Raw genomic sequence first — 25,517 nt, forward strand, 5'->3', positions numbered from 1 at the left:
CGCCGCCGGACATCAGCGCTCGATGACCTGCCCACCATCGACGTCCCACCGTCGATCCAGGCGGACGTTGTCCACCATGCGGCGATCGTGGGTGACCAGCAGCAGCGCACCGTCGTAGGAATCGAGCGCCTGCTCGAGCTGCTCGATCGCCGGTAGGTCGAGGTGGTTGGTCGGCTCGTCGAGGACGAGGACATTGGTGCCACGCGCCTGGAGCAGGGCGAGCCCGGCCCGGGTCCGTTCGCCCGGGGACAAGGCGTCGACCGGCCGTGCGACGTGATCCGCGCGAAGACCGAATTTCGCCAGCAGCGTCCGCACGTCGGCCGTGGACCAGTCCGGCATGAGTTGCTCGAATCGGTCGGTCAGCGGTTGTGAACCGGTGAAGTGGGCGCGCGCCTGGTCGATCTCGCCGACGGCGACACTCGCGCCGAGGGCGGCGCTGCCCGCGTCTGGTTCGACCCGACCGAGCAGCAACCTCAGAAGTGTCGACTTCCCGGCGCCGTTCGGGCCGGTGATACCGATACGGTCGCCGGCGTTCACCTGCAGCGACACCGGACCGAGAACGAAATCGCCTTGACGCACAACGGCATCGTTGAGTGTTGCGACCACCGAACTCGCTCGGGGCGCGGCACCGATGGTGAACTCGAGTACCCATTCCTTCCGCGGTTCGGCAACCTCGTCGAGTCGTGCGATCCGACTCTCCATCTGGCGGACCTTCTGTGCCTGCTTCTCGCTCGACTCGGTGGCCGCGCGCCGGCGGATCTTGTCGTTGTCGGGAGCTTTGCGCATCGCGTTGCGCACACCTTGGCTCGACCATTCGCGTTGGGTGCGCGCCCGGGCCACCAGATCGGCCTTCTTCTCGGCGAACTCCTCGTACTCGGCACGCTTGTGTTGGCGGGCGATCTCCCGTTCCTCGAGATAGCTCTCGTAGCCGCCGCCGTAGATGGTGTTGCTGTGCTGCGCCAGGTCGAGTTCGAGGACCCGGGTCACGCTGCGTGCCAGAAACTCTCGATCGTGACTGACCAGGACGACGCCACCCCGCAGGCCGCCGATCACATCCTCCAGACGCGCCAGACCGTCGAGGTCGAGATCGTTGGTCGGCTCGTCGAGAAGCACGACATCGAACTGTGAACACAGCAGTGCGGCCAACCCGACGCGCGCCGCCTGCCCACCGGACAGCGCAGTCATCGGAGTCGCCTCGGGTCGCACTCGTCCGTCGTCGAGGCCGAGGTCGGCGAGCACCGCCGGCAGCCGCTCATCGAGGTCCGCGGCGCCGGTCGCGAGCCAATGGTCCAGGGTCGATGCGTAGGCGTCGGCCGGGTCGACGCCGCCGGGGTTCGGCGGTGGATCGGCCAGCACCGCTGCGGCCTCATCCATCGCCCGGGTCGCCTGCGCGCAACCCGTTCGGCGCGCCACGTAGGCACCGACGGTCTCGCCCGGCACCCGCTCATGCTCCTGGGGCAGCCATCCGACGAAGGCGTCGGATGGTGCCAGCGACACCGATCCCTCGAGCGGCTCGAGATCACCCGCCAGAATGCGCAGCAACGTCGTCTTGCCTGCACCGTTGGCGCCGACGACACCGATGACGTCGCCGGGCGCAACAGTCAGATCAAGGTGGTCGAACAGGGTGCGGTGGGCGAATCCGCCTGCGACGTCTTTGGCGACGAGGGTTGCGGTCATCGGTCAATCGTCGCACTCCGACGCGCTCGGACGTCAGGGACGTGCTACTTCGGCTCCCGGTTCCGGCGCGGACGCCTGATCCGACGGTGCTGCCGCCTGACGACGCCGGGAGATCGCTGTCCACACCATGGGCAGGATGGAGATGACCACGATGACCACGAAGATCGGTTCGATCAGCTTCTGCACGATCGTGAACTGTCCCAGCCAGTACCCCAGCATCGTGACACCACAGGCCCACACCACGGCGCCGAGGACGTTGTAGGTCAGGAAGCTTCGATGACGCATCCCGGCCGCGCCCGCGACGATCGGAGTGATCGTTCGAACGATGGGAACGAATCGGGCAAGAAAGACGGTCACCGGACCGTGGCGATCGAAGAATTGGTGCGCCTCATCGACGTAGCGCTGTTTGAGGATGCGATTCTCCGGTCGGAACCATCGTGTCCCCACGGTTCGTCCGATGGCGTAACCGACTTCGGCGCCCAGGGCGGCAGCCAACGGCGCCAGGAGCAGTACCTGCCACAGCGACGCGAATGCGGGCACCTGGTCTTTGCCGCCCGCTGCGATGACCATGCCCGCGACAAAGAGCAACGAGTCTCCGGGCAGCAGTGGGAACAGGATGCCCGACTCCACCAGGATCACCACCAGCAAACCGGCCAGCGCCCACGTCCCGAAGTAGCCGAGCAGTGTGACGGGATCGAGGAATCCGGGAAGGGCGCCGGCCTGGACGACCGTTGCGGCCGAGGAGAAATGGTTCACTTCGCCGACAGTAAGGAGTGGTCACTGAGAGATCGCTGAGTTGAGGTTCACACACGACGCAACGGTCGTCGCCCGGCCCGCTCCGCTCGCTGAGCCCGCAGATGACGATAGTTTCTCGGTTGCTTGCTCGATGGCCGTCACGACCTCGAGGAAACCGGTGCGCCCGGGGGTGATCAGCGACGTGTGGGTGGCACCGGCGACCTCGATCATCGTCGGGTGGCCGGGGCCCGCGACGTCCTCGAGGTAGTGTCGGGCCACGCCGATCGGCACCACCCGATCCCGGGTGCCCTGCAACATCAGGATCGGGCTGCGCACACAGCGGGACCGGCTGGGATCGGCGAGCGCGTATCGCGCGGCCTCCTGTTGCGGCGCACCACCCAGGAACAGGCGAACGTTGTGATCGCCGTGCAACGCCGCATACGTCATGTCCAGCGGGCCGGCGATCGAGATCACCAACTGTGGCGGATGCGGTTGATGCTCGGATGCCCACACCGCCAGCTGCCCACCTGCGCTGTGACCGATCAACACGGTCGGCCCCCCGGCGAGCGCGGGATACCGGGTGCGCAATGTCTGGGCGAAGTCGGCGGCGTCACGGGCATCGGTGAGGGTCGTCGGCCAGCCGCCGCCGGAACCGATCTGGCGATACTCGACGTTGAAGACCGCGAAGCCGTCACCGACCAAGGTCCTGGCGAGCGGCAGCATGCCGGCCGGCCCATCCTGCGAATGCCGCCAGCCGCCACCGTGAAACAACACCAGCAGCGGGATCCCCGACCGTGCCGGTGGCCGATCCGGCAGATAGAGGTCGCCATGGTTCTGGGTGGGATCGGCGGTGCCGGTCGTCGGATATTCGAGCCGGATGGGTGTGATCGTGTGTTGCCCAACGCCGCGGTTCGTCCAGACCGCCTCGTTCGCACCGACGGGGGCCTGCGACCGTGGCGACGCCGCCGAGCAACCGGTGAGCAGAGCGACCGCGGCGAGAACAACGGCGAGCAGGACGAGGACCACAACCCGCGGTGCCCGCCCATCCGACGAGTCACGTGGCATGGCGTTCTCCTGACTGCCTCCGCCGACGACCCGATGCCGCATGCGGATTCACTTGTCCCGGTGACCGACGTCCGCCGCTCACCGGACCATTCTGCGCCGACCGCGCTGAGGAAGCACTGAGTGACGCCAGGTGGTGTCACTCGGTCCAAGCGCGCCCCGGAATCCGGCCGGCACGCGATGATGGTCGGGTGAGTTCTGTTGGTGATGCCGTCGTCCGGATCGGGCCGACACTGGCCGTGGTGGTCGTGGTACTCGCCATACTCGCCGTCGCGGTGAATCATGCGGGCCGAACGGGTCACGCGCGAGAGGCCGTCGTCGCCACCGTGCGCGCGGTGGTGCAGTTGGCGGCACTGGCCGCGGTGTTGGGTGTGGTGATCCAGACGATGTGGGCATCCGCGCTCTTCGTCGTCGTGATGGCGTGCGTCGCCGCCGCGACGTCCGCGGGCCGGGTCACCAGTCGACGTGGAACGGTCCGTGAGTCGGCACGTTGCCTGCTACCGGTCGCGGCCGCGACCATCGTCATCGTGAGCGTCCTGGTACTGATCGGCGTGCTCCCGGCGAGCGGGCTGGCCGTGATCCCCACGGCGGGAATCATGTTCGGCGGCGCCATGAACACCACGTCGCTGGCCGGACGCCGTGCACACGATGAATTGGCCACCAGGCGTGGGGAGGTCGAGGCAGCGCTGTCGCTGGGGCTCGCGCCGCATGATGCGCGCGTGGAGATCTGCCGCCCCGCCGCCGCGACCGCACTGGTCCCGGGCATCGATCAGACGCGCTCGGTGGGTCTGGTGACGATCCCCGGGGCGTTTGTCGGAATGGTGCTCGGTGGCGCGTCGACGACCGCCGCTGCGGTCATGCAGTTGTTCGTACTCATCTCCCTACTCGCGGTCAGTGCCATCGCGGTGGTGGTCACCACGGAGATGGTCGCCCGAGATCTCTTGTGAGAGTTCAGCGCTCCAGTACAGCCCACAGACCGAGCACCCAGGGCACCGAAAGCGCGATGACAGCGGTGAGGTTGAGCCGCCAGTGGTCGCGTACGAGTGCGGCGAACTCACGGATCGACGCATTGGGAACGAAATACGGCGCGGTCGCGGCTCCCACACAGAATCCGTCGATTCCCGCCGCCCGCATCTGTGTCGCGGCGCGAAGCGCGTGATAATTGCTCGTGACGACGGCCACGGGCGCACCTATCCGGTTCTCCGCAAGCAGCATTGCCGACATCGTCAGGTTCTCGGCGGTGTCGGTCGAGCGGTCCTCGAGCAGAATGAGCCCACCGTCCACGCCGGACGCCTCCAGATAGTGTGCCATGGCTGCCGCCTCCGAGGTCTCCTCGTCGTCACCCCGACCTCCCGAACAGACCAACAGCGGCGATCGGCCGGCCGCACGGGAGAATTCGAAGATCTCCCGTCCACGCTCGAGACGAGCGGCGAGCAGTGGGCCGACGTCGCGCCCGTCGATCAATCCGGCGCCGAGCACGATCACCGCCCGGACGGGTTCCCGGCCCGCGCGCCGACGGGCCCACCCCGCATAGATCCACGACCACGACACCGCGGCGACCAACACGAAACCCAGGTATCCGGCGGGTAGGCCGACCGCCGCGAGCAGCAGCAACGCGGTGTTGCTGCGCTCGGGGTCGAACCACCCGAGAGCGATCGCCACGATGATCGACCAGGCATAGCAGAACAAGATGACGCCGAGGACCGTCGACACCATGGTGGGTGGACGAATTCCTTCGCGCCGCAGGAGCACCGCACCGTTGATCACCAGGAAGACACCGAGTGCGACCACGGCGAACAGACCACACATCCCGATGATCAGCAGCACCCACGCCCCGGTCATCCTGCTGCCGCTCACGGCCACCGCGGCGAGCACCACGATCAGGACCGCAACGTTCACGGCAGCCGTCAGGTAGACGCCGGGACGCAACCGGCGTGGGTCACGCCACGCGGCGATCACCCCACTGAGGATCAACGCCGACAGCGCGATCCCGAGAAGGTACATGGCCCTCATGGTGCCAGGGTCGGCCGATCATGGGCCGGTATCTGCAGTGCCCATCCTCCGGGACGCCATGGCCGGCACCTGACGAGCGTTCAGTCCGACTCCGGCGTCTGCAATGCCGCGCTGACCATCTCGGTCCATGATGCGACGACCTGTGCACGTCGTCGCGAGTCGTCGGAAAGGGTGTCGGCCAGGCCGAGTCCCCGTCCGAGGTCGAGCGTCACCTGCACCATCCGATGGGTCTGCGGATGGCGTCCCTCGGGGTCCAATGCGGCCACGGTCATCTGATGTGCCGCACGGGCGAACCTGGCCTCCATCGGCAGGATGAGCTCGCGCAACGCAGGATCGGAGGCCGCCGCCGCCCACACCTGCAATGCCGCCTTGAATTCGGTTCCGGTGTAGATCTCCACGGCCCGCGTCACCACCGCCGCGATCCGATCGTGCTCGTCGCGGATGTCGGCCACCGGACTCGAGGCGGAGGTGGTCATGTCGTCGAAGATCTGCTCGAGCGCCGCGGTGATCAGCGCCTCGCGCGTCGGGAAGTGGTGTTGCGCCGCGCCGCGTGACACACCGGCGCGCTCGGCGACCGCCGCCACCGTCGCCGCTGTCCAGCCGTCGTGGGCGAGGGCCTCGATGGTCGAACGCAGCAGACGTTCCCGCGTGAGCCGTGATCGTTCCTGCTGCGGCTCACGCGGATTCGGCGTTCGGGTGCCCGCGATCACGGATCTGCGCGTTCGGTGAGATCCCAACTCGGCCGCCGCTTGCCGAGAAACGCCGTCATTCCCTCGCGGGCCTCGTCGGTGGCGAACAGGGCGGCAGATTCTGACGCCCGCTGCTGCGCGTCCCGATCGAAGGCCGCCAGGACATCGGCGGTGGCGAGCGCCTTGGACGCGGCCAGTCCCTGCGGTGACGCCCGTCGGATACCGGCGAGGACGTCGGCCAACGCGGTGTCCAGGGCCTCGGCGTCGGCGCAGGCCTCGGTGATCAGCCCGCAGCCGGTCGCGGTCTGGGTGCCGAACGTCTCGCCGGTCAGGAAGTATCGTCCGGCCGAGCGCGCCGTCATCTTGGGGACGAGGACCAGGGAGATCACCGAGGGCGCGAGCCCGAGCCGCGATTCGGTCAGCGCGAAGGTGCAGTTCGGTCCGGCGAGCGCGATGTCGGCGGCACCGACCAACCCGAAACCGCCGGCGCGCACGTGTCCGTCGATGCGCGCGATCACCGGCTTCGGCATCTCGATGATCGACCGCATCAGATCGATCATCGACCGCGTACCGGCCGCCGACGCATCCTCGACCGACATCCCCGACGCGAGCGCCTCGCTCAGATCGGCACCGGCACAGAAGGTCCCACCGGTATGGGTGAGGACCACGGCCCGCACCGCCGGGTCGTCGGCAGCCGTGGCCAGTCCGGCACCGAGTTGCTCGACCAGCGAGGCGCCGAGGGCGTTTCGGTTCTTCGGCGAGTCGAGTTCCAGAGTGGCGATCCCCGAGTCGATCGAGGTGTGCACCACCTCGTCCGCTGCTGCAGCGTTCATCGTCGTCCTCAGTACGATTTCGGCAGCCCGAGGCTGGTCTGCGCGACGAAGTTGAGGATCATCTCCCGGCTGACCGGTGCGATACGCGCGATGCGCGCGAGACTCAACATCGGCGCGAGACCGTATTCGGTGGTCAGTCCGTTGCCGCCCATCGAGTGCACGGCATGGTCGACGATCTTGACGCAGGCCTCTGCCGCAGCGTATTTCGCCATGTTGGCGGGCTCGGCGGCACCCCAGTCGTCACCGGCGTCGTAGAGGGTCGCGGCCTTCTGCATCATGAGTTTGGCCATCTCCAGTTGCACCTTGCCCTCGGCGAGCGGATGCGCGATCGCCTGATGCGCGCCGATCGGGGTCTTCCACACGGTGCGGTCGTTGACGTAGGCGACCGCCTTGTCCAGCGCGAAGCGCCCCATACCCAGTGCCGACGCCGCACCCATGATGCGCTCGGGGTTGAGTCCGGCGAACAGCTGGCTCAGTGCGGCGTTCTCGGAGCCGACGAGAGCGTCTGCGGGTAGCCGCACATCGTCGAGGAACAGCTGGAACTGCTTCTCCGGATTCTGCAGTTCCATCTCGATCATCGTGTATTCGAAGTTGGGTGCATCGGTCGGCACGATGAACAACGCCGGCTTGAGGTTGCCGGTCTTGGCGTCCTCGGTGCGAGCGACGATGAGCACCGCCTCCGCCTGATCCACACCGGAGATGTAGACCTTGCGTCCGGTGAGCAGCCACTCGTCGCCGTCGCGTCGCGCCGTCGTGGTGATCTGATGCGAGTTCGATCCGGCGTCGGGTTCGGTGATGCCGAAGGCCATGGTGATCGTGCCGTCGGCGAGTCCCGGCAGCCAGCGCTGTTTTTGTTCGTCGGTGCCGAACCGCGCGATCACGTTGCCGCAGATGGCCGGCGACACGACCAGCATCAGCAGGCCGGCGCCCGCCGCCGCGATCTCCTCCATCACGATGGACAGCTCATACATCCCGGCGCCACCGCCGCCGTACTCCTCCGGCAGGTTGACCCCGATGAAGCCGAGTTTTCCGGCCTCACTCCACATCTCGTCCGTCTTGCGCCCCTCTCGGGCACACTTCCGGAAGTATTCCTGCCCGTACTTCGCGGCGAACGCCGCCACCGATGCGCGCAGCGCAGCACGCTCGGGGGTCTCGACGAACGGATTGGGGGCGGTGTCGTCGATCGTCTCGGTCATCCGACCTTCTCCTCTGTCAGGGTGTTCGACTGGTCCGTGGCCTCGGTGACGATGTCCTCTGCGGCGATCACCGCGAGGACATCGCCGACGGAAAGTTGTTGTCCGGCCACAACGGACAGGGTGGCCACCACACCGTCGGACGGCGCGGAGACGGTGTGCTCCATCTTCATCGCCTCCAGCCACAGCAGTGGTTGCCCGGCCGTGACGTGGTCGCCCTCGGTGACCGCGATCCGGATCACCGAACCCGGCATCGGGGCCAGAAGTGAACCCGGACGGGCCACTGCGGACGGATCGACGAATCGAGGGACCCGCCGCAGGGCCACCGACGCGCCCGGCCGGTCGACGAACACGAGGTCGTCGCCGTGGCGTGACACCGACAGCGTGCGTCGCACGCCACCGGTTTCCAGGACGACACGCTCGGGCGTCACCTCGACGACCGTCACATCCGGGAGATCGGGCAGTTCCAGACCCGACCGTCCGCGCCGATAGCGGACATCGATCTGCTCGTCGCGGCGGGTCTCGACGTAGCTCTTCACCTGGTGACCGGATGCCAGATTACGCCAGCCCGAGGGCAATCCGGCCTGCACCGTGGCGCGTTTGGGTGCCGCGGCCGAGTCGGCCAGTGCTGCCGCCGTCGCCGCGATGCGCACGTCCTCGCCGGTCGCCAGCGGCGCCGACAGCAGATCCAGACCTACCTCGTCGATGAAGCCCGTGTCGGTGTCACCGGCGCGGAACTCTGGGCTGTTCAGGGTGTTGACCAGCATGTCCCGGTTGGTCACCGGACCGTGGATGCGAGCATCGGCCAGCGCTCGCGCCAACATCGTCGCCGCCCGCCGACGATCCGGCGCCCAACTGATCACCTTGGCCAGCATCGGATCGTAGAAGGTCGAGATCTCGCTGCCGCTCTCGATTCCGGCGTCCACCCGGATTCCCGGTCGCTGCAGCGGACCGAACCGGGTGTCGGCCGGCACCTCGATCGTGTGCACGGTGCCCGACTGCGGTTGCCAGTCCGTGGCCGGGTCCTCGGCGTACAGCCGGACCTCGATTGCGTGCCCCGACGCCTGAGGCGGTTGCTGGTCGAGGCTCTCCCCCATCGCAACCCGCAACTGCCATTCGACCAGATCGGTTCCGGTCGTCAGCTCGGTGACCGGATGTTCGACCTGCAGTCGGGTGTTGGTCTCGAGGAAGTAGAACCGGCCCGTGTCGTCGGCGAGGAACTCGACGGTCCCGGCGCCTGTGTATCCGATGGCCTTGGCCGCGACACGCGCCGCGGTGAACAGCCGGTCGCGCAGGTCACCTCCGATGCGCTCCACCAGCGGCGCCGGCGCTTCCTCTACCACCTTCTGGTGGCGGCGTTGGATCGAGCACTCCCGTTCACCGACCGCCCAGATCACACCGTGGGTGTCGGCCATGATCTGCACCTCGATGTGATGGCCCCGCTCGACGTACGGTTCGCAGAACACGGTCGGGTCCCCGAACGCCGATTCCGCCTCGCGTGCGGCCCCGTCGACGGCCGCCGACAGCTCGTCGAGGGCCCGGACGATCCGCATTCCGCGTCCGCCACCGCCGGCCGACGCCTTGATCAGCAGTGGGAGGTCGTCGGCGGTGACTGCTGCCGGGTCGATGTCGCCGAGCACGGGTACCCCGGCGTCGGCCATCAGTTTCTTGGCGTTGACCTTCGATCCCATCGCGGTGATCGCCTCGGGCGGCGGGCCGATCCAGGTGAGGCCGGCGTCGATCACGGACTGGGCGAATGCGGCGTTCTCCGAGAGGAATCCGTAGCCGGGATGAATCGCGTCGGCGCCGGCCGCATGGGCGGCCGCGATGATCCGGTCGCCACGGAGATAGGTGTCGGCCGACGTCGACCCGGGCAGGTGGGCCGCGGCGTCGGCCATGCGGACATGCGGTGCGTCACGGTCCGGGTCGGAGAACACCGCGACCGTGCGCAATCCCATGGCGCGGGCAGTGGTGAAGACCCGGCAGGCGATCTCGCCGCGGTTGGCGACCAGTACTGAAGTGATGGTTGTCATCTCCGCCTCACATCCGGTAGACGCCGAAGTTGGATGTGCCTTCCACCGGCGCGCTGTGGATCGCCGACAGACACAGCCCCAGCACGGTTCTGGAGTCCCGCGGGTCGATCACACCGTCGTCGTAGAGCATCCCGGACAGGAACGCCGGCACCGACTCCGCCTCGATCTGCGCCTCGATCATCTGCCTCATCGCCGCGTCGGCCTCCTCGTCGACGACACCACCGCGCGCCTCGGTAGCGGCCCGGGACACGATGGAGATCACCCCGGCGAGCTGCGCGGCGCCCATGACCGCCGATTTGGCGCTCGGCCAGGCGAACAGGAACCGCGGGTCGTAGGCCCGACCACACATGCCGTAGTGACCGGCACCGTAGCTCGCGCCGATCAACAGCGAGATGTGCGGCACGGTCGAATTGGACACGGCGTTGATCATCATCGAGCCGTGTTTGATCATGCCGTTCTGTTCGTACTCCTTGCCGACCATGTAGCCGGTGGTGTTGTGCAGGAACAGCAACGGGGTGTCACTCCGGTTGGCCAGTTGGATGAACTGGGTGGCCTTCTGCGATTCCTGACTGAACAGCACACCCTGCGCGTTGGCCAGGATGCCCACCGGATAGCCGTGGATACGTGCCCATCCGGTACACAGCGAGCTGCCGTATTCCGCCTTGAACTCGTCGAAGTCGCTGTCGTCGACGATCCGGGCGATCACGTCGCGGGGGTTGAACGGAACCTTCAGGTCCGACGGCACGATGCCGAGCAGTTCCTCGGTGTCATAGCGGGGCCCGATCACGTCGGCAACCGGCCCCGGCCCCTTCTTGCGCCAGTTCAGTCGGGACACGATGCGCCGTCCCAGGCGGATCGCGTCCTGTTCGTCGGCCGCGTAGTAGTCGGCCAGGCCGGACTGGCGGGCATGCATCTGGGCGCCGCCGAGCGACTCGTCGTCACTGTCCTCGCCGGTGGCCATCTTCACCAGCGGCGGGCCGCCGAGGAAGACCTTGGAGGCGTTCTCGATCATCACCACGTGGTCGCTCATGCCGGGGACGTAGGCGCCGCCGGCAGTCGAGTTGCCGAACACCAGGGCGATCGTCGGGATACCGGCCGCGGACAGTCGGGTCAGATCCCGGAACATCCGACCACCCGGGATGAACACCTCCTTCTGAGTGGGCAGGTCTGCCCCGCCGCTCTCCACGAGCGAGATCACCGGGAGGCGATTCGCCAGCGCGATGTCGTTGCACCGCAGGATCTTCCGCAACGTCCACGGATTGGAGGTGCCACCCCGCACGGTCGGGTCGTTGGCGACGATCATGCACTCGACGCCTTGCACCACACCGATGCCGGTGACCACGGACGCGCCGACCTGGAAGTCGGAGCCGTAGGCCGCCAGGGGGCAGAGTTCGAGGAAGGCCGAGTCCTCGTCGATCAGCAGTTCGATGCGTTCACGCGGGATCATCTTGCCGCGTTTGCGATGTCGGGCCACATACTTCTCGCCGCCGCCGGCAAGAGCCTTGTCGAACTCTTTCTGGAGTTCGGCCAGCTTCGTGTTCATCGCCTCGCTCGCCGCCGCGAAGTCCTCACCCGCCGCGTCGAGCGTGGAGCGGATGGTTGTCATTGCTGGTACCCCAATCGTTTTGCCGCGAGACCGGTCAAGATCTCGGTCGTCCCGCCGCCGATGCCGATGATGCGCATGTCCCGGTACTGGCGTTCGACCTCGGTGCCGGTCATGTAGCCGAGGCCCCCGAACAGCTGGACCGCCTTGCTCGCCACCCATTCACCGGCCTCGACCGCGGTGTTCTTGGCGAAGCAGACCTCGGCGATGAGATCGTCGTCGGAGGTCACGTTGCGTTCGATCACGGCCCGGGTGTAGCAGCGTGCCACGTCGATCCGACGGGCCATCTCGGTGAGTGTGTCCTGCACGGACTGTCGTGCGATCAGCGGCTTGCCGAAGGTCTCCCGGTCACGCGCCCACGCCAGGGTCAGATCCAGGCAGCGTTGCGCGCTCGCGTAGGCCTGCACCGCAAGACCCGCGCGTTCGGAGACGAATCCCGCCGCGATCTGCGCGAATCCGGAGTTCTCGACGCCCACCAGGTTCGCGACCGGGACGCGGGCGTCGACGAACGAGAGTTCGGCTGTGTCCGAGGCGCGCCACCCCATCTTGTCGAGCTTGCGGGTGACGGTGAATCCCGGTGTGTCCTTCTCGATCACCAGCAGCGAGACGCCCCCGGCGCCCGTTCCGCCGGTGCGGACGGCGGTGGTGACGAAGTCGGCCCGCACCGCCGAGGTGATGTAGGTCTTGGCGCCGTTGACCACATAGTGATCGCCGTCGCGGACCGCCGAGGTACGCAGATGTCCCACGTCGCTGCCGCCGTCGGGCTCGGTGATCGCCAGACTGCCGATCTTCTCCCCGGCGAGCGTCGGCCGGACCCAACGGTCGATCTGATCGGGATCTCCGGCCGCGATGAGGTGCGGCAGCGCGATGCCGTGGGTGAACAGTGAGGCGAACACGCCACCGGCGGCGCCGGCCTGGTGGAACTCCTCACCGAGGATGGAACTGTCGATCAGATCTCCGCCCGAGCCACCGACGTCCTCGGGGACGCCCAGGCCGAACAGCCCCAGCTTCGCCGCCTCGCGATGCAGATCACGGGGGATCAGGCCGTCGCGCTCCCAGTCGTCCTGGTATGGCAGGATGTGTCGCTCGACGAAACCGCGGACAGATGAACGTAATTCGCGGCGCTCCGGTGTCTCCCACACCGGACTGCTGATCGGCACTAGTTCTCCTCGGGGTTGGTGAATGCAACCGGTATCGGTACGGGCCGTGACCGCAACCACTCGCCCATCCCTTTCGCCTGCGGGTCGAACCGCACGTTCTCCGCGACGCCGCGGCCGAGGACCTCCTCGATCACGAAGTTGACGGCGTTCAGATTCGGCAGGCGGTACCGGTGCACCGGCAGGTCGGCGACCTCGGGCAGCAGTTGCTTGAGCAGGTCGACGTCGAGGGTCGCGTCGAGCCAGGCGAAGTGCTCGGGATCGCGCACCCAGACACCGATGTTCGCAGTGCCGCCCTTGTCACCGCTGCGGGCACCGGCGATGGTGCCCAACGGCAGTGACGCCATCGGACCCCAGTCGGTGGAGGTCTCGGCGGGCTTGTCCTCGGTGTCGGGTGGCACCTCGGTGCGCAGTGGGCTCGGTGGGACCGGCTCGACCACGCCATCCGGGAGCGCGACCCGATGGTCGATCGCATCGGCATCGACGTAGCCGGGTTCGAACACCCCGTACGGGGTTCCGTTGCCGGGTGGGCCGGTCATCGTGAACCCGGGATAACTCGCCAGGGCCAGCTCGACGGCCGTCGACGAGAATGCCCGCCCCACCTTCTTGCCGTCGGGATCGCGGACGACGCACCGCAACAGGGCACTCGCCTGCTCTTCGGTCTCCGCGTCCGGACGGTCGAGCCGGGACAACTCCCAGCTGATCTCGGCCGGCGCCGTCGGCAGCGCGGCGGTGAACTGTTCCTTGAAGAGGTCCGCCTTTGCCTCGATGTCGAGGCCGGTGAGGATCAGGGTGATCTCGTTGCGCACACCGGCCAGATGATTCAGTGACACCTTGGTGGTCGCCGGTGGTGCCTCACCCACCACTCCGGTGACCGAGACCCGGTCGTCGCCGACCTGATCGAGCTCGATGGTGTCGATGCGCGTGGTGACGTCGGGTCCGAGGTAGCGGGGTCCGCCCACCTCATAGAGCAGTTGCGCGGTCACGGTTCCCACGGTCACCGCGCCCCCGGTGCCGGGATGCTTGGTGATCACCGACGATCCGTCGGCCGCGATCTCGGCGATCGGAAAGCCCAGGCGTCCCATCTGCGGGAGTTCGGTGAAGAACGAATAGTTGCCGCCGGTGGCCTGTGCACCGCACTCGATGATGTGCCCCGCCACGACCGCACCCGCGAGCGCATCGAGATCGCGGTATTCCCAATCGAATTCGCTGGCCGCCGGACCGACGGTGAGGGATGCGTCGGTGACACGGCCGGTGACCACGATGTCCGCGCCCGCATCGAGGGCGGTCTTGATCCCGAATGCACCGAGGTAGGCGTTGGCGGTCAGCGGTGTGCCGAGGCCGAGTTCGGCGGCGCGATCGACGAGGTCGTCTCCGTCGACAAAGGCGATGTCGGTGTTGACGCCGATGCTGTCGGCGAGTTCACGCAGCGCCACCGTGAGGCCGTGCGGATTCAGGCCGCCGGCGTTGACCACGATGCGCACGCCTTTGTCCATGGCCAGGCCGAGGCAGTCCTCCATCTGGCGCAGGAAGGTCTTCGCGTAGCCGGATCTCGGGTCCTTCATCCGGTCTCGGCCCAGGATCAGCATGGTCAGTTCGGCGAGATAGTCGCCGGTGAGGTAGTCGAGCTCACCGCCATCGAGCATCTCCCGTACGGCCGAGAAGCGGTCGCCGTAGAAGCCCGACGCGTTGCCGACCCGAATGATCTTCTGCGCGTTGGTGTCGGCCATCGTCACACCCCGGCGTCGTCGTGTGTTGGCGCCCGGCCCGCGCCGGGCGGCCCGGCGAAGGCCTGGGCTATCCGCGCCCATCGGGCGGCCTCGTCGCCGACGAGTTGCACGTCGAGATCGGCCAGTGCGCGACGTTGGGTCACCAGCTGGCAGAAGTCGACCGCGGGGCCGCGCACGACCTCGGAGGCGTCCTCGGGTCCCCACGTCCAGAGCTCACCGGACGGCGCGGTGATCTCGTACCGGAACGGTTGGGCGGGTGCGGTCAGGCCGTTGACCAGGTAGGCGAAGTCACGGGTACGGACGCCGATGTGCACGACTGCCTTGATCCGGTCGGTCGGCTCCGGCGTGACGCCCAGCGTGTCGGCGACGTCGAGTCCGTGCGCCCAGGTCTCCATCAGCCGGGCGGTGGCCATCGACGCTGCCGACATCGGCGGCCCGTACCAGGGGATCTTCACGCCGTCGGGCACGTCGCGCAGGGCGTCGGCCAGCTTCCGGCGTCCGATGCGCCAGTTCGCCAGGATCTCCGCGGGCGGCGCCTGGGCCCCCTCCCGGGCGGCCTCGTCCACGAAGCCCTCGGGATTCCTCGCGACCTCCTTGAGTCCGGCGGAGAAGCGATCCGGATCAGTGGCCGCTGCGAGAGCCGCGGCGTCGGTCCACGACAGATGTGCGATCTGATGCGCGATCGTCCATCCCGGGGCCGGCGTCTGCCGGGCCCATCCCTGCTCGTCGAGGCCCGCCACGAGGGCGTCGAGCTCCTCCGATTGTGCGGTCAGATCCGCCAACAGTCCGTCCACGATCGACATGAGACCACCGTCACACAGGTGTCCGGAAAAAGCAAGCACGCATGATTGTTTTCGCGATGACGCTCGTCGGGAAGGCCCCCAGCCGGCACCCACTCCACGCGCTGCGTGAGTAGGCCGCGAACGGAGTGAGTGGCCGTATCGAGACCACGGCCCAACCCATCCGCGATCTCAGCGGTTCGTCAGCGGTACAGCACGTCCGCCGAGGCGCGGCTCAACAGCAGGCCGTCGTGTGCGTGCATGGTCGCCTCGAAGGAGGCGATCCGCCGGCCGACCTTCACCGGCGTGACGTCGACGATGACGTCGGCGCCGTGGACCGCCGGCGAGCGGAGAAATCCGATGGCGAGGTCACCGAGGCGGTAGTCACCACCGGCGGCGGCGTTTGCCTGGCCGGCGAAGGAACAGGCCTGAGCCACGATCGCGGCGATCACGCCGCCGTGCATCGTTCCGAACACGTTGCCCATCCACGGCTCGGTGGCGACGATGAACCGGACGCCCGTCCCCCGATCGTGGTCGAGCACCTCGACACATCCGTTGAGGAGGTCGACGAGCGGTCCCGCCGCCCGGACCTCGGCTGCGATCTGTTCGACGATGTCCCGACCGGACAGGGTCGGATCGATCGCGGGCGGGAGATCCACGAGATGGGTGAGCGCCCGGTCCGGTGGCGCGTCGACGCCGCGACTCTCGGACGGATCGGCGTCATAGGTGCGCCCCACCGCGACGTTGCGTGCGGTGCCGGAACAGCAGATGTGTCCGGTGGAGGTGACGATGTCGACCCGGGTGGTCCCGAATCCCTCGTCGTGCATGAGAAGTTCGGCGGTCGCGGTGACGCGGTCGTCGAGACCGACGTGGCCCTGCATCGCCATCGACAGTCTCGCCTGGACACAGGGGGTGCCACCCGGGCCCGAGGAGAAGAACGGCAGACCACCGACGTGATCGAAGAGCACGGCCAGTGCCGGCAGGTCGATGCGGCCGCGGTGATCGGCGAACACGGGACCGAGTTGCTGCTCGGCGACGACCGTGCCGTGACCGGCGGGCGCGACGTTTCCGACCCCGAAAGCAGTGACCGGGTCGGTCCGCGGCGGACCCTCGGTTCGGGTCGGTTCGGCGACCATGGCGCACCCACTCTCACGTGACATCTGGCGGTGCCTTCATCCAATCACCCCTGTTCGGCAGCACCGAACTCAGCCGCGGCCGGTGTAGGACAGGTCACAGCCGACTCCCGTTCCGACGCCGTGCGCCCGCACCGACGCGTACCTCCCCAGGGGCGAGTAGACATTTTCGAGATTCTGTTCACACGAAACGAGAACACGTTCTACAGTGGTCGCGTGGCCGAGACCGTGACGCAGCTCCTGCAGGAGCGTAGAGACGACGACAATCTGGCGATCACCTTCGAGGGTCGGCAGTGGTCGTGGCGCGAGTACATCGCCGACGCCGAACGCATGGCCTCGGCAGTGCTGGGACTCGCCGATCCCACGCGGCCGATGCACGTCGGAACGCTGCTCGGCAACACCCCGGACATGCTGCGTGCCCTCGCCGCGGGAGCGCTCGGCGGCTACGTCACCGTCGGCGTGAACAACACCCGGCGCGGCGACGGACTCGCCGCGGACATCGTGCGTGCGGACTGCCAGGTGCTCATCACCGACGCCCAGCACCGACTGCTGTTGGACGGGCTCGATCTCCCCGGAGTCACGGTTGTCGACACCTCGTCACCCGAGTGGACACAGTTGCTCGACACCGCCGGAGAGCTGGTGCCGTTCTCCGTGCCGACGGCCGCCGACACGTTCATGCTGATCTTCACCTCCGGCACCAGCGGTAATCCGAAGCCGGTTCGCTTCGCGCACATGATGATGCCGTTCGCGGGCCCCGTCCTGGTCGACAAGTACAGCATCGGCCCCGGCGACGTCTGCTACCTGTCGATGCCGCTGTTCCACTCGGCCGCACTGATGGGCGGATACTGTGTGGCGTTGTGCGGCGGTGCGGCCATCGCCCCGGCGAAGTTCTCCGCATCGACGTTCCTGGCCGACATCCGCCGCTATGGGGCGACGTACATGAATTATGTCGGCAAGCCCCTCGCGTACATTCTGGCCACCGAGGAACAACCGGACGACGCCGACAATCCCCTGCGCGTGGCGTTCGGCAACGAGGCCACCGACCGCGACATCAACGAGTTCTCACGACGCTTCGACTGCACCGTGTGGGACGGGTTCGGCTCCACCGAACTCGCGATCATCATCACCCGCGAACCCGGGACACCCGAAGGGTCGATCGGCAAGGGCTTTCCCAATGTGGCCGTGTACAACTCGGAGACACATACCGAATGTGCACGGGCCCAGTTCGACGAGACCGGGGCACTCGCCAACGCCGACGAGGCCATCGGCGAACTGGTCAACGTCGAGGGCGCCGGGATGTTCATGGGCTACTACAACGACGAGACGGCCACCAGCGAGCGGCTCCGTGACGGCATGTACTGGTCGGGTGACCTCGCCTACAAGGATGCCGACGACTGGATCTACCTCGCGGGCCGCACCGGCGACTGGATGAGGGTGGACGGGGAGAACATGGCCGCCGGACCCATCGAGCGAATCCTGTTGCGGCTCCCCGAGATCAACCGGGTGGCGGTCTACGCGGTCCCCGATGAGCATGTGGGCGATGCCGTGATGGCGGCTGTGGTCCTGCAGGATGATGCCACGCTCACCCCCGAGGCGCTGGCCGAACAGCTCGCCGCACAGGCGGACCTCTCCCCCAAGGCGTGGCCGCGGTTTGTCCGCATCGAGGATGACCTGCCCACGACGGCGACGAACAAGATCCTCAAGCGTGAGCTGAAGAAGGAGGGGCCGGTCGCGGGTGCGGGAACCCTCTGGGTGCGGGAGGCGCGGTCGACCGGGTATCGCGTGGCGGCCGCGTCCGCGGCGACGGTGTGATCCCCACACGGGTCGAAGACCTGACCGCAACGTGGCTCTGCGACCTGCTCAGACCCACGCACCCGGATGTGGAGATCGATTCCATGGCCGTGGAATCCGTCGGATCCGGTCAGATGGCCGGGTCCTTCCGGATAACGCCCGAGTACTCGACCGCCGGTTCGCTGCCGCAGACGATGGTCGCGAAGGTCGCCATCGGGGAACGCTCCCAGCGGGAGTTCGCGGCCGGAGTGTTCCGCAACGAGGTGCTCTTCTATCAGCGGATCGCGCCGACGGTCGCCATCCCGGTACCGCGTTGCCACGCGGCGGTGATCTCCGAGGACAACACCGAGTTCGCATTGTTACTCGAGGACATGGCGCCCGCCGTCCAAGGCGATCAGATCGCCGGCTGCAGCGCCCAGGAGGCCCACGCGATCGCCGTCGCCGCAGCAGGGTTGCACGCGCCGCGGTGGTGCGACGAGACCCTGTTCGACGTGCCCGGCCTCACGTTGCCCAACCATGAGGATCGCGTCCTCATGGACTCCATCCTCGAACCGATGGCCGACCAGTTTCGGGCTCGATACAACCTCGCCGGACGGACAGCCGCGGCAATCGACTGGCTGGTGGCCGAGGCCGGCGACTGGCTCGAGCGCACACCACGGCACTACTCTTTGATCCACGGCGACCTGCGAATCGACAATGTCATGTTCGGCCCCGACGGGACGGTGACCGTCGTCGACTGGCAGACCATCACCGTCGGCAACCCGTTGCGCGACATCGCTTTTCTCCTGTCCACCAGCGTCGACGTGGAGACTCGCCGAACATGTGAGCGAGAGGTCGTCGGCGCCTATCACCAGGCACTGCTCGAGCGCGGCGTCGACGACTATCCGCTCTCGACGTGTTGGACCGACTACATCGACTCATTGATCCAGGCACCGATGATCATCGTGTTCGGTTGCGCTGCAGCGATGCCGACAGAACGCGGTGACCGGATGTTCATGACGATGCTGGAGCGCGCAGCCACGGCCATCGCCGACCTGACACCGGGTGCGCTGGGATGAAGTTGGTGATCGGCGGCACGGGCTTCCTCGGCTCGCGGGTCGTTCATCAATTGGTGGATGCGGGCGAAAAGGTGCGCGTGCTCGTGCGTGAGACCAGTGACACCCGCGCGATCGACGGGCTGGATGTCGAATTGATCGTCGGTGAGCTCGTCGACTCGGAAACCGTGGCCGCTGCACTGCGCGGCTGCGATGTGGTGTTCTACTGTGCGGTCGACACCCGTGCGTGGCTCCGTGATCCGGAACCCCTGTACCGCACGAATGTCGATGCCCTGCGTGCGGTGCTCGATGTGGCCGTCGACGCAGGACTGCGTTCGTTCGTCTTCACGAGTTCGGTGGCGACCATCGGGCTGGTGAAAGGACGCCAGGCCACCGAGGACGATGCGTTCAACTGGGCCGACAGGGCACCCGGCTATGTCAGGTCTCGTGTGACCGCCGAGAATCTGGTCCTGCGGTATGTGCGGGAGCGCGGGTTTCCGGCGACCGCGATGTGTGTGGCCAACACCTACGGTGCGGGTGACTGGCAGCCGACACCACACGGTTCGTTCGTCGCCGGTGCCGCACTGGGCAAGTTGCCCTTCACGGTTCGCGGTTGCCGCGCGGAATCGGTCGGTGTGGACGATGCGGCGAGAGCCCTGATCCTGGCCGCAGATCATGGACACGTGGGCGAGCGCTACATCGTGTCCGAGAGATTCATCGACCTCGGTGAGATCGTGTCGATCGCGGCGCGCAGCGCCGGACGGACGGCACCCCGCGTGGTCCTTCCGCTGCCGATCCTCTACCTGCTGGGGGCGGTGGGGTCGCTACGCGCCCGGTTCACCGCACGACCGACACGCCTGACGCTCACGTCGGTTCGGCTGATGCATCTCATGTCCCCGATGGACCACGGTAAGGCCGAGCAAGACCTGGGGTGGCATCCCCGACCGGTTGCCGACGCCGTCGGCGAAGGTGCGCGGTTCTGGGTCGACCGCGACGCAAACCGGCGGTCGGCCGGGCACCAGCCGGTCCCCGAGCAGCCTCGCGCGGAACCAGCAGAGCGTCACCACCCCGGTCCCTGACGGCCTCGCGTGGAACGAGCAATGCGTCACCCCGACCCCTGAGGAGCCTCCGAGGAACGAGCGATGCGTCACCACCCGATCCCTGAGGAGCCTCGCGAGGAACGAGCGATGCGTCACCACCCGATCCCTGAGGAGCCTCGCGAGGAACGAGCGATGCGTCACGAAGGGCCTCACCGCGGATACGTGACGATCTCCCGCCCCGTGCGCGGGTTCCTCCATGTGATGGTGCGGTCGACGTGCATGACCGGTATCCACAGACCCATGTGCTTGCGCTGATGATCCGGCCGGCACAGCGGTGCCAGGTTTTCGGGCACAGTCCAACCACCAACGTACGGGTCCGCACGCAGAAACTTCACGAGGTGATCAAGGTCGCATTCGTGAGCTGGTCTGCCGCAGTAGGGGTATCGACAGTACAGGTCCGACAACAGAATCTGCTCCCGCAACCGCGCCGACGGCGCATACGTCAGTGCACCCGGCGGTGGCAGGTCGTGGCCACCATGCCCGGACGGATCAACCGGGTGGGCCCGACCACGCTCGCCGACCACGATCCGCCCGGCCGTGCGGCGGTTCGGTTTGTCCGGCAACGTGATCAGCGTGGCGCGGTCGGTGAGGTCTGTGGCCATGGGAGGGTCGATCGCCCCGTAGCCACGTAGTCGGGGGACCTCGACGCCGACCTTGTCGAGCACCAGCGTCCAGGGCTTCGGGACGGGGGCGAGCGGGAACTCGGGTACACCGTCCGGCGCGGGCTCGTGCTCGAGCACCCGATCTGCCACGGGATCAGGGTACGGCTCGCGATCGTGGTCCACCTCGCGATCGGATGCGGGGCGGCGATTGCGCTCGACGTCGTCGGCCGCCTGGTCACCCCCGGCTGAAGCCGCACTGTCGGAGAGGTTTTCATCTCTCGCCGCGTCGTCGCCGTCGGCGTGGTCGCTACGATCCTCGGAGGCGCCATCATCGGTGGGACCGTCGATATCGATTGCGTCGTCACCATCACGGTCATCGTCCCGGCCACAGTCGGGCCCGGGTGAGGAAGGCTCGGTCGGACCGGCCGGCCCAGAGGTAGGGTCAGTCGGCGCTCCACCATAGGGACAGTCATCGCCACCGCATCGGCAGGCCAGTCGCACACCCGGGGTGCCGATGAGTTCCGCCAACGCTTCGACCCGCTGTTGCCCCAAGGTGCGCGGATCCCGCCGACACAACCGCTCTTTTATCAGTGCGGCAATCCCCTCGCGCAGGAACACTCCATGCTCGGCCGGTACGCAGGCGTCGATGTTGGCGTGTCCGGAACTGTCGTTGGTGACCGTGACGTTCTGCCACGCCCGACCGAACTCCTTGCGCGCCTCGGCCGCACCCTCCGGATCCAGCCCGATCACCACCCCGGCCAACTCATCGCGCAACACCTTGTCCGTCGTCGGACGCGCCCCGTACTCCAGAGCGATATCCTCCATATCCATCACCGGCCCGAACTCGGCAGCGGCATCAGCGGCGTCAGCGTCGGCGGGATCGGCCGTGTCGGACGGATCACAGGTGGCCGGATCGGCATCACTATCGGTGTCGTCGTCATCTGCCGCCGCATCGCCCGTGGCATCGCCATCGGCATCTGACACATCCGTGCTGGGACTCGAATTACGCTGCATGACATCAGATGCCGCCTCAACCGAATGCACCAACTCCGACATCCGATTGGTACTGTACTCGCCGGCCAGATACGCCATCCTCAATTTGGCCATGTGCTGCAACGCCGATCCCAGGCGATACCACTTGCCGGCCTTGGTCCGCGACAGACCCAGCTGCACCGAAATCTCTCCGACTGCAGCCTTCTCCGCATGACGACGAACCTTCATCTCAGCAGCTGGACTCAGCCCCACCATCAAGTCATCGTGTACATTCTCACCAATCCGGAAGGCCAACAACACCGCTCGCGCCTCAGCCTGACGACTCAACAGCAGCGCAGCACGCGCCTCGGTGACCGCGTCCGCCGACCCGACCGAAGACAGAATCGCATCATCAGCAACCGGATCCGAATAGGAGAACACGACCCCACCCTTCGTGATGCTCGCTCATCAGGAACGAACTTTCCGCGCCCGCAGGCGCTACGGAGACAGAACAGCAACGACACCAGCCCATCATCGAAAACACGGCCCGCGTTGGAAATTCAACTGACACCAGATTAACCACGGCCACCGACAAGAACGCTCGTCACCGGCGGAGCTTGTGGATAGCCCCCATCACTTCGACTGGGTACAGAGTATCGGCTGCCACCGACAAGAATGGTTGCTGCGCAGACGCTTTCTCGCGCGCGGGGTCGACCCTTCGTGACGGTCCTCCGCTAGCGCTCCGGACCTCCTCAGGGATCGAAGGGCACACACCGCCGCTAGCGCTCCGGACCTCCTCAGGGATCGAAACGCCCACACCACCGCTGGCGCTCCGGACCTCGTTAGGGATCGAAACGCACACCACCGCTAGCGCTCCAATTGTCCTCAGGGATCGAAAGGCACACATCGCCGCTCCGGACTTCCGCAGGAATCGACATGGCTGAGGCATCGACTGCGGAGGGAGCTTGCGAGCGTCTCACCTCGGTCCCTGAGGAGCGAGCTTGCGAGCGTCACGAAGGGCCGCCCTTCGTGACGGCCCTCCGCTAGCGCTCCGGACCTCCTCAGGGATCGAAGGGCACACACCGCTGCTGGCGCTCCGGACCTCCTCAGGGATCGAAACGCACACCACCGCCAACGCTGTCGCCCCGAAACGAAAAGCAAACCACCGCAGACGATTCCGACACCTGGAGGAGGGTGATACGCACTCAGTCCAGGAGCTCGGCCAACTCCGCCAATGTGTAAGGCGCACTGTCCTTGTGATCGCGGTAGGCGATGAACGTCGCCTGCGCCGGTTCGTATCGACCGATGAATCCACCTGCGGCGGTGAACACCTGTCCCGAGATCCCCTTGGCGGCATCACTCGACAGGAAGACGTACAGGGAGGCCACGTACTCGGGCGGCGCCGGGTCCAATGCCGCATCCTTGGTCACGTCATCGAGGATTCCGCGACGGTGCAGGCTCTCGATATGTGCGACGAAATCGTCACCGGTGGACAGGCGCGACTTCGCGCCCGGCATGACCACATTCACGCGGACTCCCCGATCCGCCAGGTCAGCAGCCGCGGCGAGCGCGAGACTGTTCACCCCACCCTTGGCCGCCGGATAGCCACTGCCGCCGAACATGCCGAGCGATGCAGCGGAACCGGTCAACACGATCGACCCCGTCTCTTGCTCGGAGAAGACCCGCCCCGCCGCCTGCAGCAGGTGGAAAGCACTCATCAGATGTGCATCCACCTGCTCCCGAAAGTCCTGTGTCGAGATCGAGAGAATCGTCGACCCCGGCGGCTCCGCGATGCCTGCGCAGTTGATCGCGATGTCGAGCGCCCCGAACTCCGACAGTGCCGTGTCGACCAACTTCTGGGCCACTCCGTCTTCTCCCGCGGAGCCGACGATGCCTACCGCATACCCACCACCGCCGCGGATCTCGGTGACGGTGTCGTCCACCGCCACCGGATCGCGACCGTTCACCACGAGGGACACCCCTCGCCCGGCCAGTGCGTACGAGACCGCCAGGCCGATGCCGCGCGTCGCACCGGCGACCACCGCGACCCGCCCGGACAGGCTGAGATCCGGGGTCACCGAACCCGACCGCACGGGATCGTCAGTCATCAGACCCTGCTGCCCACCGGCGTGATCGGGATCGATCGACCGCGGTCGGCGAACTCGAAGGATGCGCCGGAACTGAACCGTGCCACCGCAACCTCACCGAACTCCTCGTGTGACGTCGCACCCAGCGACATGACGAACTCGATCGCATCGTCGACGTCGTCCGCCGACGCCACCGACCAGTGCGCATCGACGGCGGTGCCGATCGCCTGCAGAGGCTCGTGATGCTCTGTGCCCAACACCGTGACCCATCCGCCGTCGGTGACGGCATCGGAGACCTTCGGTACCCGCACCACCACGTCGTCGCCGCGCACCTCGGCACACACGCCGGTGTACTGCCACGGCCCGAGAACGGGGTGCAGGTTGATCACCGATGCCAAACCGGTGGCATCCGAGCCCAGACCGAGTGCCGCGCGTAGACGATCCGCGGCGAGGCCTGCGATTCCGGTCAACTGCTTGCGGAAGATCTCGCGGGCCTGCTCCTCGCTGTCGGCGTGCCTGCGCACCGACTTCAAGAATCCGAGCGACAACAGTTGATGCTGCAACGCAACTTCTTCGGCGATACGCGCCAGTGCCGACCGCGACCATTCCCGGAACTGCAGGTCGGCGACGAGCGGTCCACGGTAATCGCTGTGACCGCCTCCTGCCGTGACGTCTATCGGCGTGAGAACCAGGCGCCCGGCCGCGGATGTGAACATCTCGGCGGCGTCGGAGGGCAGCGGAAGCTCCTCGCGATCAGGCTCGATGGTCACCGTCCACTCGCAGTGCGGCATCCGGTCGGCCGGTCGACGCGGGGGCCGGTGGACCGGCCGGATACGGGCCCGCCGATTCGTCGCGATGGCCGTCGCGTCGAAGGTCGGGTCCTCGATGTCATGGCACATCGTGGTCACATACTCGTCACCCAGCGGCTCCACGTCCATCAACGCGCCACAGTGCCGCAGCAGGAACGAACCGTGGTATTTGTCGGTCACCTCGTACCGAAAGTCCATGAACTGTGGGGGTGCGCCGATGTCGAGCTGAAGACACTTGAACATGTCCTCCACACCGTCGCCGTCGATCCCGAGCGCGGCCCGCATCCGATGGGTGTACACCGGACTCGCCGCCATCCATTCCTCGATGGCGACCTGTCCCATCACCTCGCGGCCGAAGTCGCTGATCAGATGCGCCATCCCGCTGCGGTCGATCAGCTGCCCCGAGAGCAGCAGTTCCGGGACCAGGATGGCGAGTTGGTCCTGACTCAGGCCTTGATAGCCCGGGGCTGATTGAGTCATCGGTC

Annotated in this window: 20 protein-coding genes; 4 read left to right on the forward strand and 16 right to left on the reverse strand. The window is 67.1% G+C overall.

The genetic code is table 11. The features are described 5' to 3' along the window. Window positions 1–12 precede the first annotated feature (12 nt). The 3 genes from ACVT6V_RS25725 to ACVT6V_RS25735 are packed head-to-tail and all read right to left on the reverse strand — an operon-like array spanning window position 13 to window position 3,477. Entirely contained in the window at window positions 13–1,677 is a 1,665-nt protein-coding gene (locus tag ACVT6V_RS25725; protein WP_489896906.1) for an ABC-F family ATP-binding cassette domain-containing protein, read from the reverse strand. Window positions 1,678–1,710: 33 nt separating this feature from the next. Then, a complete protein-coding gene (locus ACVT6V_RS25730) occupies window positions 1,711–2,433 on the reverse strand; it encodes a VTT domain-containing protein (protein WP_489896907.1) in 723 nt (240 codons plus the stop codon). 21 nt (window positions 2,434–2,454) lie between these two features. Then, entirely contained in the window at window positions 2,455–3,477 is a 1,023-nt protein-coding gene (locus ACVT6V_RS25735; RefSeq protein WP_489896908.1) for an alpha/beta hydrolase family protein, read from the reverse strand. 188 nt (window positions 3,478–3,665) lie between these two features. On the opposite strand from ACVT6V_RS25735, the gene ACVT6V_RS25740 reads away from it, so the two are divergent. After that, window positions 3,666–4,421, forward strand: coding sequence for an ABC transporter permease (locus tag ACVT6V_RS25740; protein ID WP_489896909.1), 756 nt, complete (start codon window positions 3,666–3,668; stop codon window positions 4,419–4,421). A gap of 4 nt (window positions 4,422–4,425) precedes the next feature. On the opposite strand, the gene ACVT6V_RS25745 is transcribed toward ACVT6V_RS25740, so the two are convergent. The 10 genes from ACVT6V_RS25745 to ACVT6V_RS25790 all read right to left on the reverse strand — a co-directional run bounded on the left by ACVT6V_RS25745 (window position 4,426) and on the right by ACVT6V_RS25790 (window position 16,640). Then, complete coding sequence (locus ACVT6V_RS25745; protein ID WP_489896910.1) at window positions 4,426–5,487, reverse strand: YdcF family protein; 1,062 nt, start codon at window positions 5,485–5,487, stop codon at window positions 4,426–4,428. 80 nt (window positions 5,488–5,567) lie between these two features. Further along, a complete protein-coding gene (locus tag ACVT6V_RS25750) occupies window positions 5,568–6,197 on the reverse strand; it encodes a TetR/AcrR family transcriptional regulator (protein ID WP_489896911.1) in 630 nt (209 codons plus the stop codon). Further along, on the reverse strand, window positions 6,194–7,009 hold the full coding sequence (locus ACVT6V_RS25755; protein WP_489896912.1) for an enoyl-CoA hydratase family protein: 816 nt from the start codon (window positions 7,007–7,009) through the stop codon (window positions 6,194–6,196). The genes ACVT6V_RS25750 and ACVT6V_RS25755 overlap by 4 nt, the downstream gene beginning before the upstream one ends. 8 nt (window positions 7,010–7,017) lie before the next feature. Beyond that, entirely contained in the window at window positions 7,018–8,205 is a 1,188-nt protein-coding gene (locus ACVT6V_RS25760) for an acyl-CoA dehydrogenase family protein (RefSeq protein ID WP_489896913.1), read from the reverse strand. Continuing rightward, entirely contained in the window at window positions 8,202–10,235 is a 2,034-nt protein-coding gene (locus ACVT6V_RS25765) for an acetyl/propionyl/methylcrotonyl-CoA carboxylase subunit alpha (RefSeq protein WP_489896914.1), read from the reverse strand. The genes ACVT6V_RS25760 and ACVT6V_RS25765 overlap by 4 nt, the downstream gene beginning before the upstream one ends. A gap of 7 nt (window positions 10,236–10,242) precedes the next feature. Next, window positions 10,243–11,841 (reverse strand): acyl-CoA carboxylase subunit beta, encoded by a 1,599-nt coding sequence (locus tag ACVT6V_RS25770; RefSeq protein WP_489896915.1) that lies wholly within the window; start codon window positions 11,839–11,841, stop codon window positions 10,243–10,245. Then, window positions 11,838–12,998, reverse strand: coding sequence for an acyl-CoA dehydrogenase family protein (locus ACVT6V_RS25775; RefSeq protein WP_489896916.1), 1,161 nt, complete (start codon window positions 12,996–12,998; stop codon window positions 11,838–11,840). Before ACVT6V_RS25775 ends, ACVT6V_RS25770 begins: the two co-directional genes overlap by 4 nt. Next, on the reverse strand, window positions 12,998–14,725 hold the full coding sequence (locus ACVT6V_RS25780; protein ID WP_489896917.1) for an acyclic terpene utilization AtuA family protein: 1,728 nt from the start codon (window positions 14,723–14,725) through the stop codon (window positions 12,998–13,000). The genes ACVT6V_RS25775 and ACVT6V_RS25780 overlap by 1 nt, the downstream gene beginning before the upstream one ends. Before the next feature lie 2 nt (window positions 14,726–14,727). Then, window positions 14,728–15,528, reverse strand: a complete 801-nt coding sequence (locus ACVT6V_RS25785) for a TIGR03084 family metal-binding protein (protein ID WP_489896918.1) — start codon at window positions 15,526–15,528, stop codon at window positions 14,728–14,730. Between the two features lie 179 nt (window positions 15,529–15,707). Continuing rightward, the gene (locus ACVT6V_RS25790; protein WP_489901011.1) at window positions 15,708–16,640 is read right to left on the reverse strand and encodes a hotdog domain-containing protein; all 933 of its coding nucleotides are present in this window, start codon (window positions 16,638–16,640) and stop codon (window positions 15,708–15,710) included. A gap of 213 nt (window positions 16,641–16,853) precedes the next feature. Between ACVT6V_RS25790 and fadD1 the strand changes: the two genes are divergently transcribed. Genes fadD1 through ACVT6V_RS25805 form a run of 3 tightly spaced genes read left to right on the forward strand, consistent with a single transcriptional unit; the run spans window position 16,854 to window position 20,541 of the window. Next, window positions 16,854–18,449, forward strand: a complete 1,596-nt coding sequence (gene fadD1 / locus ACVT6V_RS25795; RefSeq protein ID WP_489896919.1) for a fatty-acid--CoA ligase FadD1 — start codon at window positions 16,854–16,856, stop codon at window positions 18,447–18,449. Further along, complete coding sequence (locus ACVT6V_RS25800) at window positions 18,446–19,486, forward strand: phosphotransferase (RefSeq protein ID WP_489896920.1); 1,041 nt, start codon at window positions 18,446–18,448, stop codon at window positions 19,484–19,486. Before fadD1 ends, ACVT6V_RS25800 begins: the two co-directional genes overlap by 4 nt. After that, window positions 19,483–20,541: an NAD-dependent epimerase/dehydratase family protein gene (locus tag ACVT6V_RS25805; protein ID WP_489896921.1), complete on the forward strand. Its 1,059-nt coding sequence runs from the start codon at window positions 19,483–19,485 to the stop codon at window positions 20,539–20,541. The genes ACVT6V_RS25800 and ACVT6V_RS25805 overlap by 4 nt, the downstream gene beginning before the upstream one ends. Before the next feature lie 170 nt (window positions 20,542–20,711). Here the strand turns inward: ACVT6V_RS25805 and ACVT6V_RS25810 are convergent, their stop codons facing one another. From ACVT6V_RS25810 to ACVT6V_RS25820, 3 genes are all read right to left on the reverse strand, one after another. Then, a complete protein-coding gene (locus ACVT6V_RS25810; protein ID WP_489896922.1) occupies window positions 20,712–22,577 on the reverse strand; it encodes an HNH endonuclease signature motif containing protein in 1,866 nt (621 codons plus the stop codon). A 764-nt stretch (window positions 22,578–23,341) separates the two neighbouring features. After that, complete coding sequence (locus tag ACVT6V_RS25815; protein ID WP_489896923.1) at window positions 23,342–24,244, reverse strand: SDR family NAD(P)-dependent oxidoreductase; 903 nt, start codon at window positions 24,242–24,244, stop codon at window positions 23,342–23,344. Continuing rightward, window positions 24,244–25,512 carry a hypothetical protein gene (locus tag ACVT6V_RS25820; protein WP_489896924.1) on the reverse strand — a complete coding sequence of 423 codons (1,269 nt, stop codon included), beginning with the start codon at window positions 25,510–25,512 and terminating at the stop codon, window positions 24,244–24,246. Before ACVT6V_RS25820 ends, ACVT6V_RS25815 begins: the two co-directional genes overlap by 1 nt. Between the last annotated feature and the right edge of the window lie 5 nt (window positions 25,513–25,517).

Source organism: Gordonia sp. LMA167, assembly GCF_058130025.1.

Bases quoted from the DNA above. Each gene is read 5' to 3' on its own strand.
- ACVT6V_RS25755 (WP_489896912.1), bottom strand. From the start codon at position 7,009: ATGAACGCTGCAGCAGCGGACGAGGTGGTGCACACCTCGATCGACTCG.
- ACVT6V_RS25820 (WP_489896924.1), bottom strand. From the start codon at position 25,512: ATGACTCAATCAGCCCCGGGCTATCAAGGCCTGAGTCAGGACCAACTC.
- ACVT6V_RS25780 (WP_489896917.1), bottom strand. From the start codon at position 14,725: ATGGCCGACACCAACGCGCAGAAGATCATTCGGGTCGGCAACGCGTCG.
- ACVT6V_RS25735 (WP_489896908.1), bottom strand. From the start codon at position 3,477: ATGCCACGTGACTCGTCGGATGGGCGGGCACCGCGGGTTGTGGTCCTC.
- ACVT6V_RS25765 (WP_489896914.1), bottom strand. From the start codon at position 10,235: ATGACAACCATCACTTCAGTACTGGTCGCCAACCGCGGCGAGATCGCC.
- ACVT6V_RS25815 (WP_489896923.1), bottom strand. From the start codon at position 24,244: ATGACTGACGATCCCGTGCGGTCGGGTTCGGTGACCCCGGATCTCAGC.
- ACVT6V_RS25770 (WP_489896915.1), bottom strand. From the start codon at position 11,841: ATGACAACCATCCGCTCCACGCTCGACGCGGCGGGTGAGGACTTCGCG.
- ACVT6V_RS25760 (WP_489896913.1), bottom strand. From the start codon at position 8,205: ATGACCGAGACGATCGACGACACCGCCCCCAATCCGTTCGTCGAGACC.
- ACVT6V_RS25745 (WP_489896910.1), bottom strand. From the start codon at position 5,487: ATGAGGGCCATGTACCTTCTCGGGATCGCGCTGTCGGCGTTGATCCTC.
- ACVT6V_RS25785 (WP_489896918.1), bottom strand. From the start codon at position 15,528: ATGTCGATCGTGGACGGACTGTTGGCGGATCTGACCGCACAATCGGAG.
- ACVT6V_RS25725 (WP_489896906.1), bottom strand. From the start codon at position 1,677: ATGACCGCAACCCTCGTCGCCAAAGACGTCGCAGGCGGATTCGCCCAC.
- ACVT6V_RS25805 (WP_489896921.1), top strand. From the start codon at position 19,483: ATGAAGTTGGTGATCGGCGGCACGGGCTTCCTCGGCTCGCGGGTCGTT.
- ACVT6V_RS25790 (WP_489901011.1), bottom strand. From the start codon at position 16,640: ATGGTCGCCGAACCGACCCGAACCGAGGGTCCGCCGCGGACCGACCCG.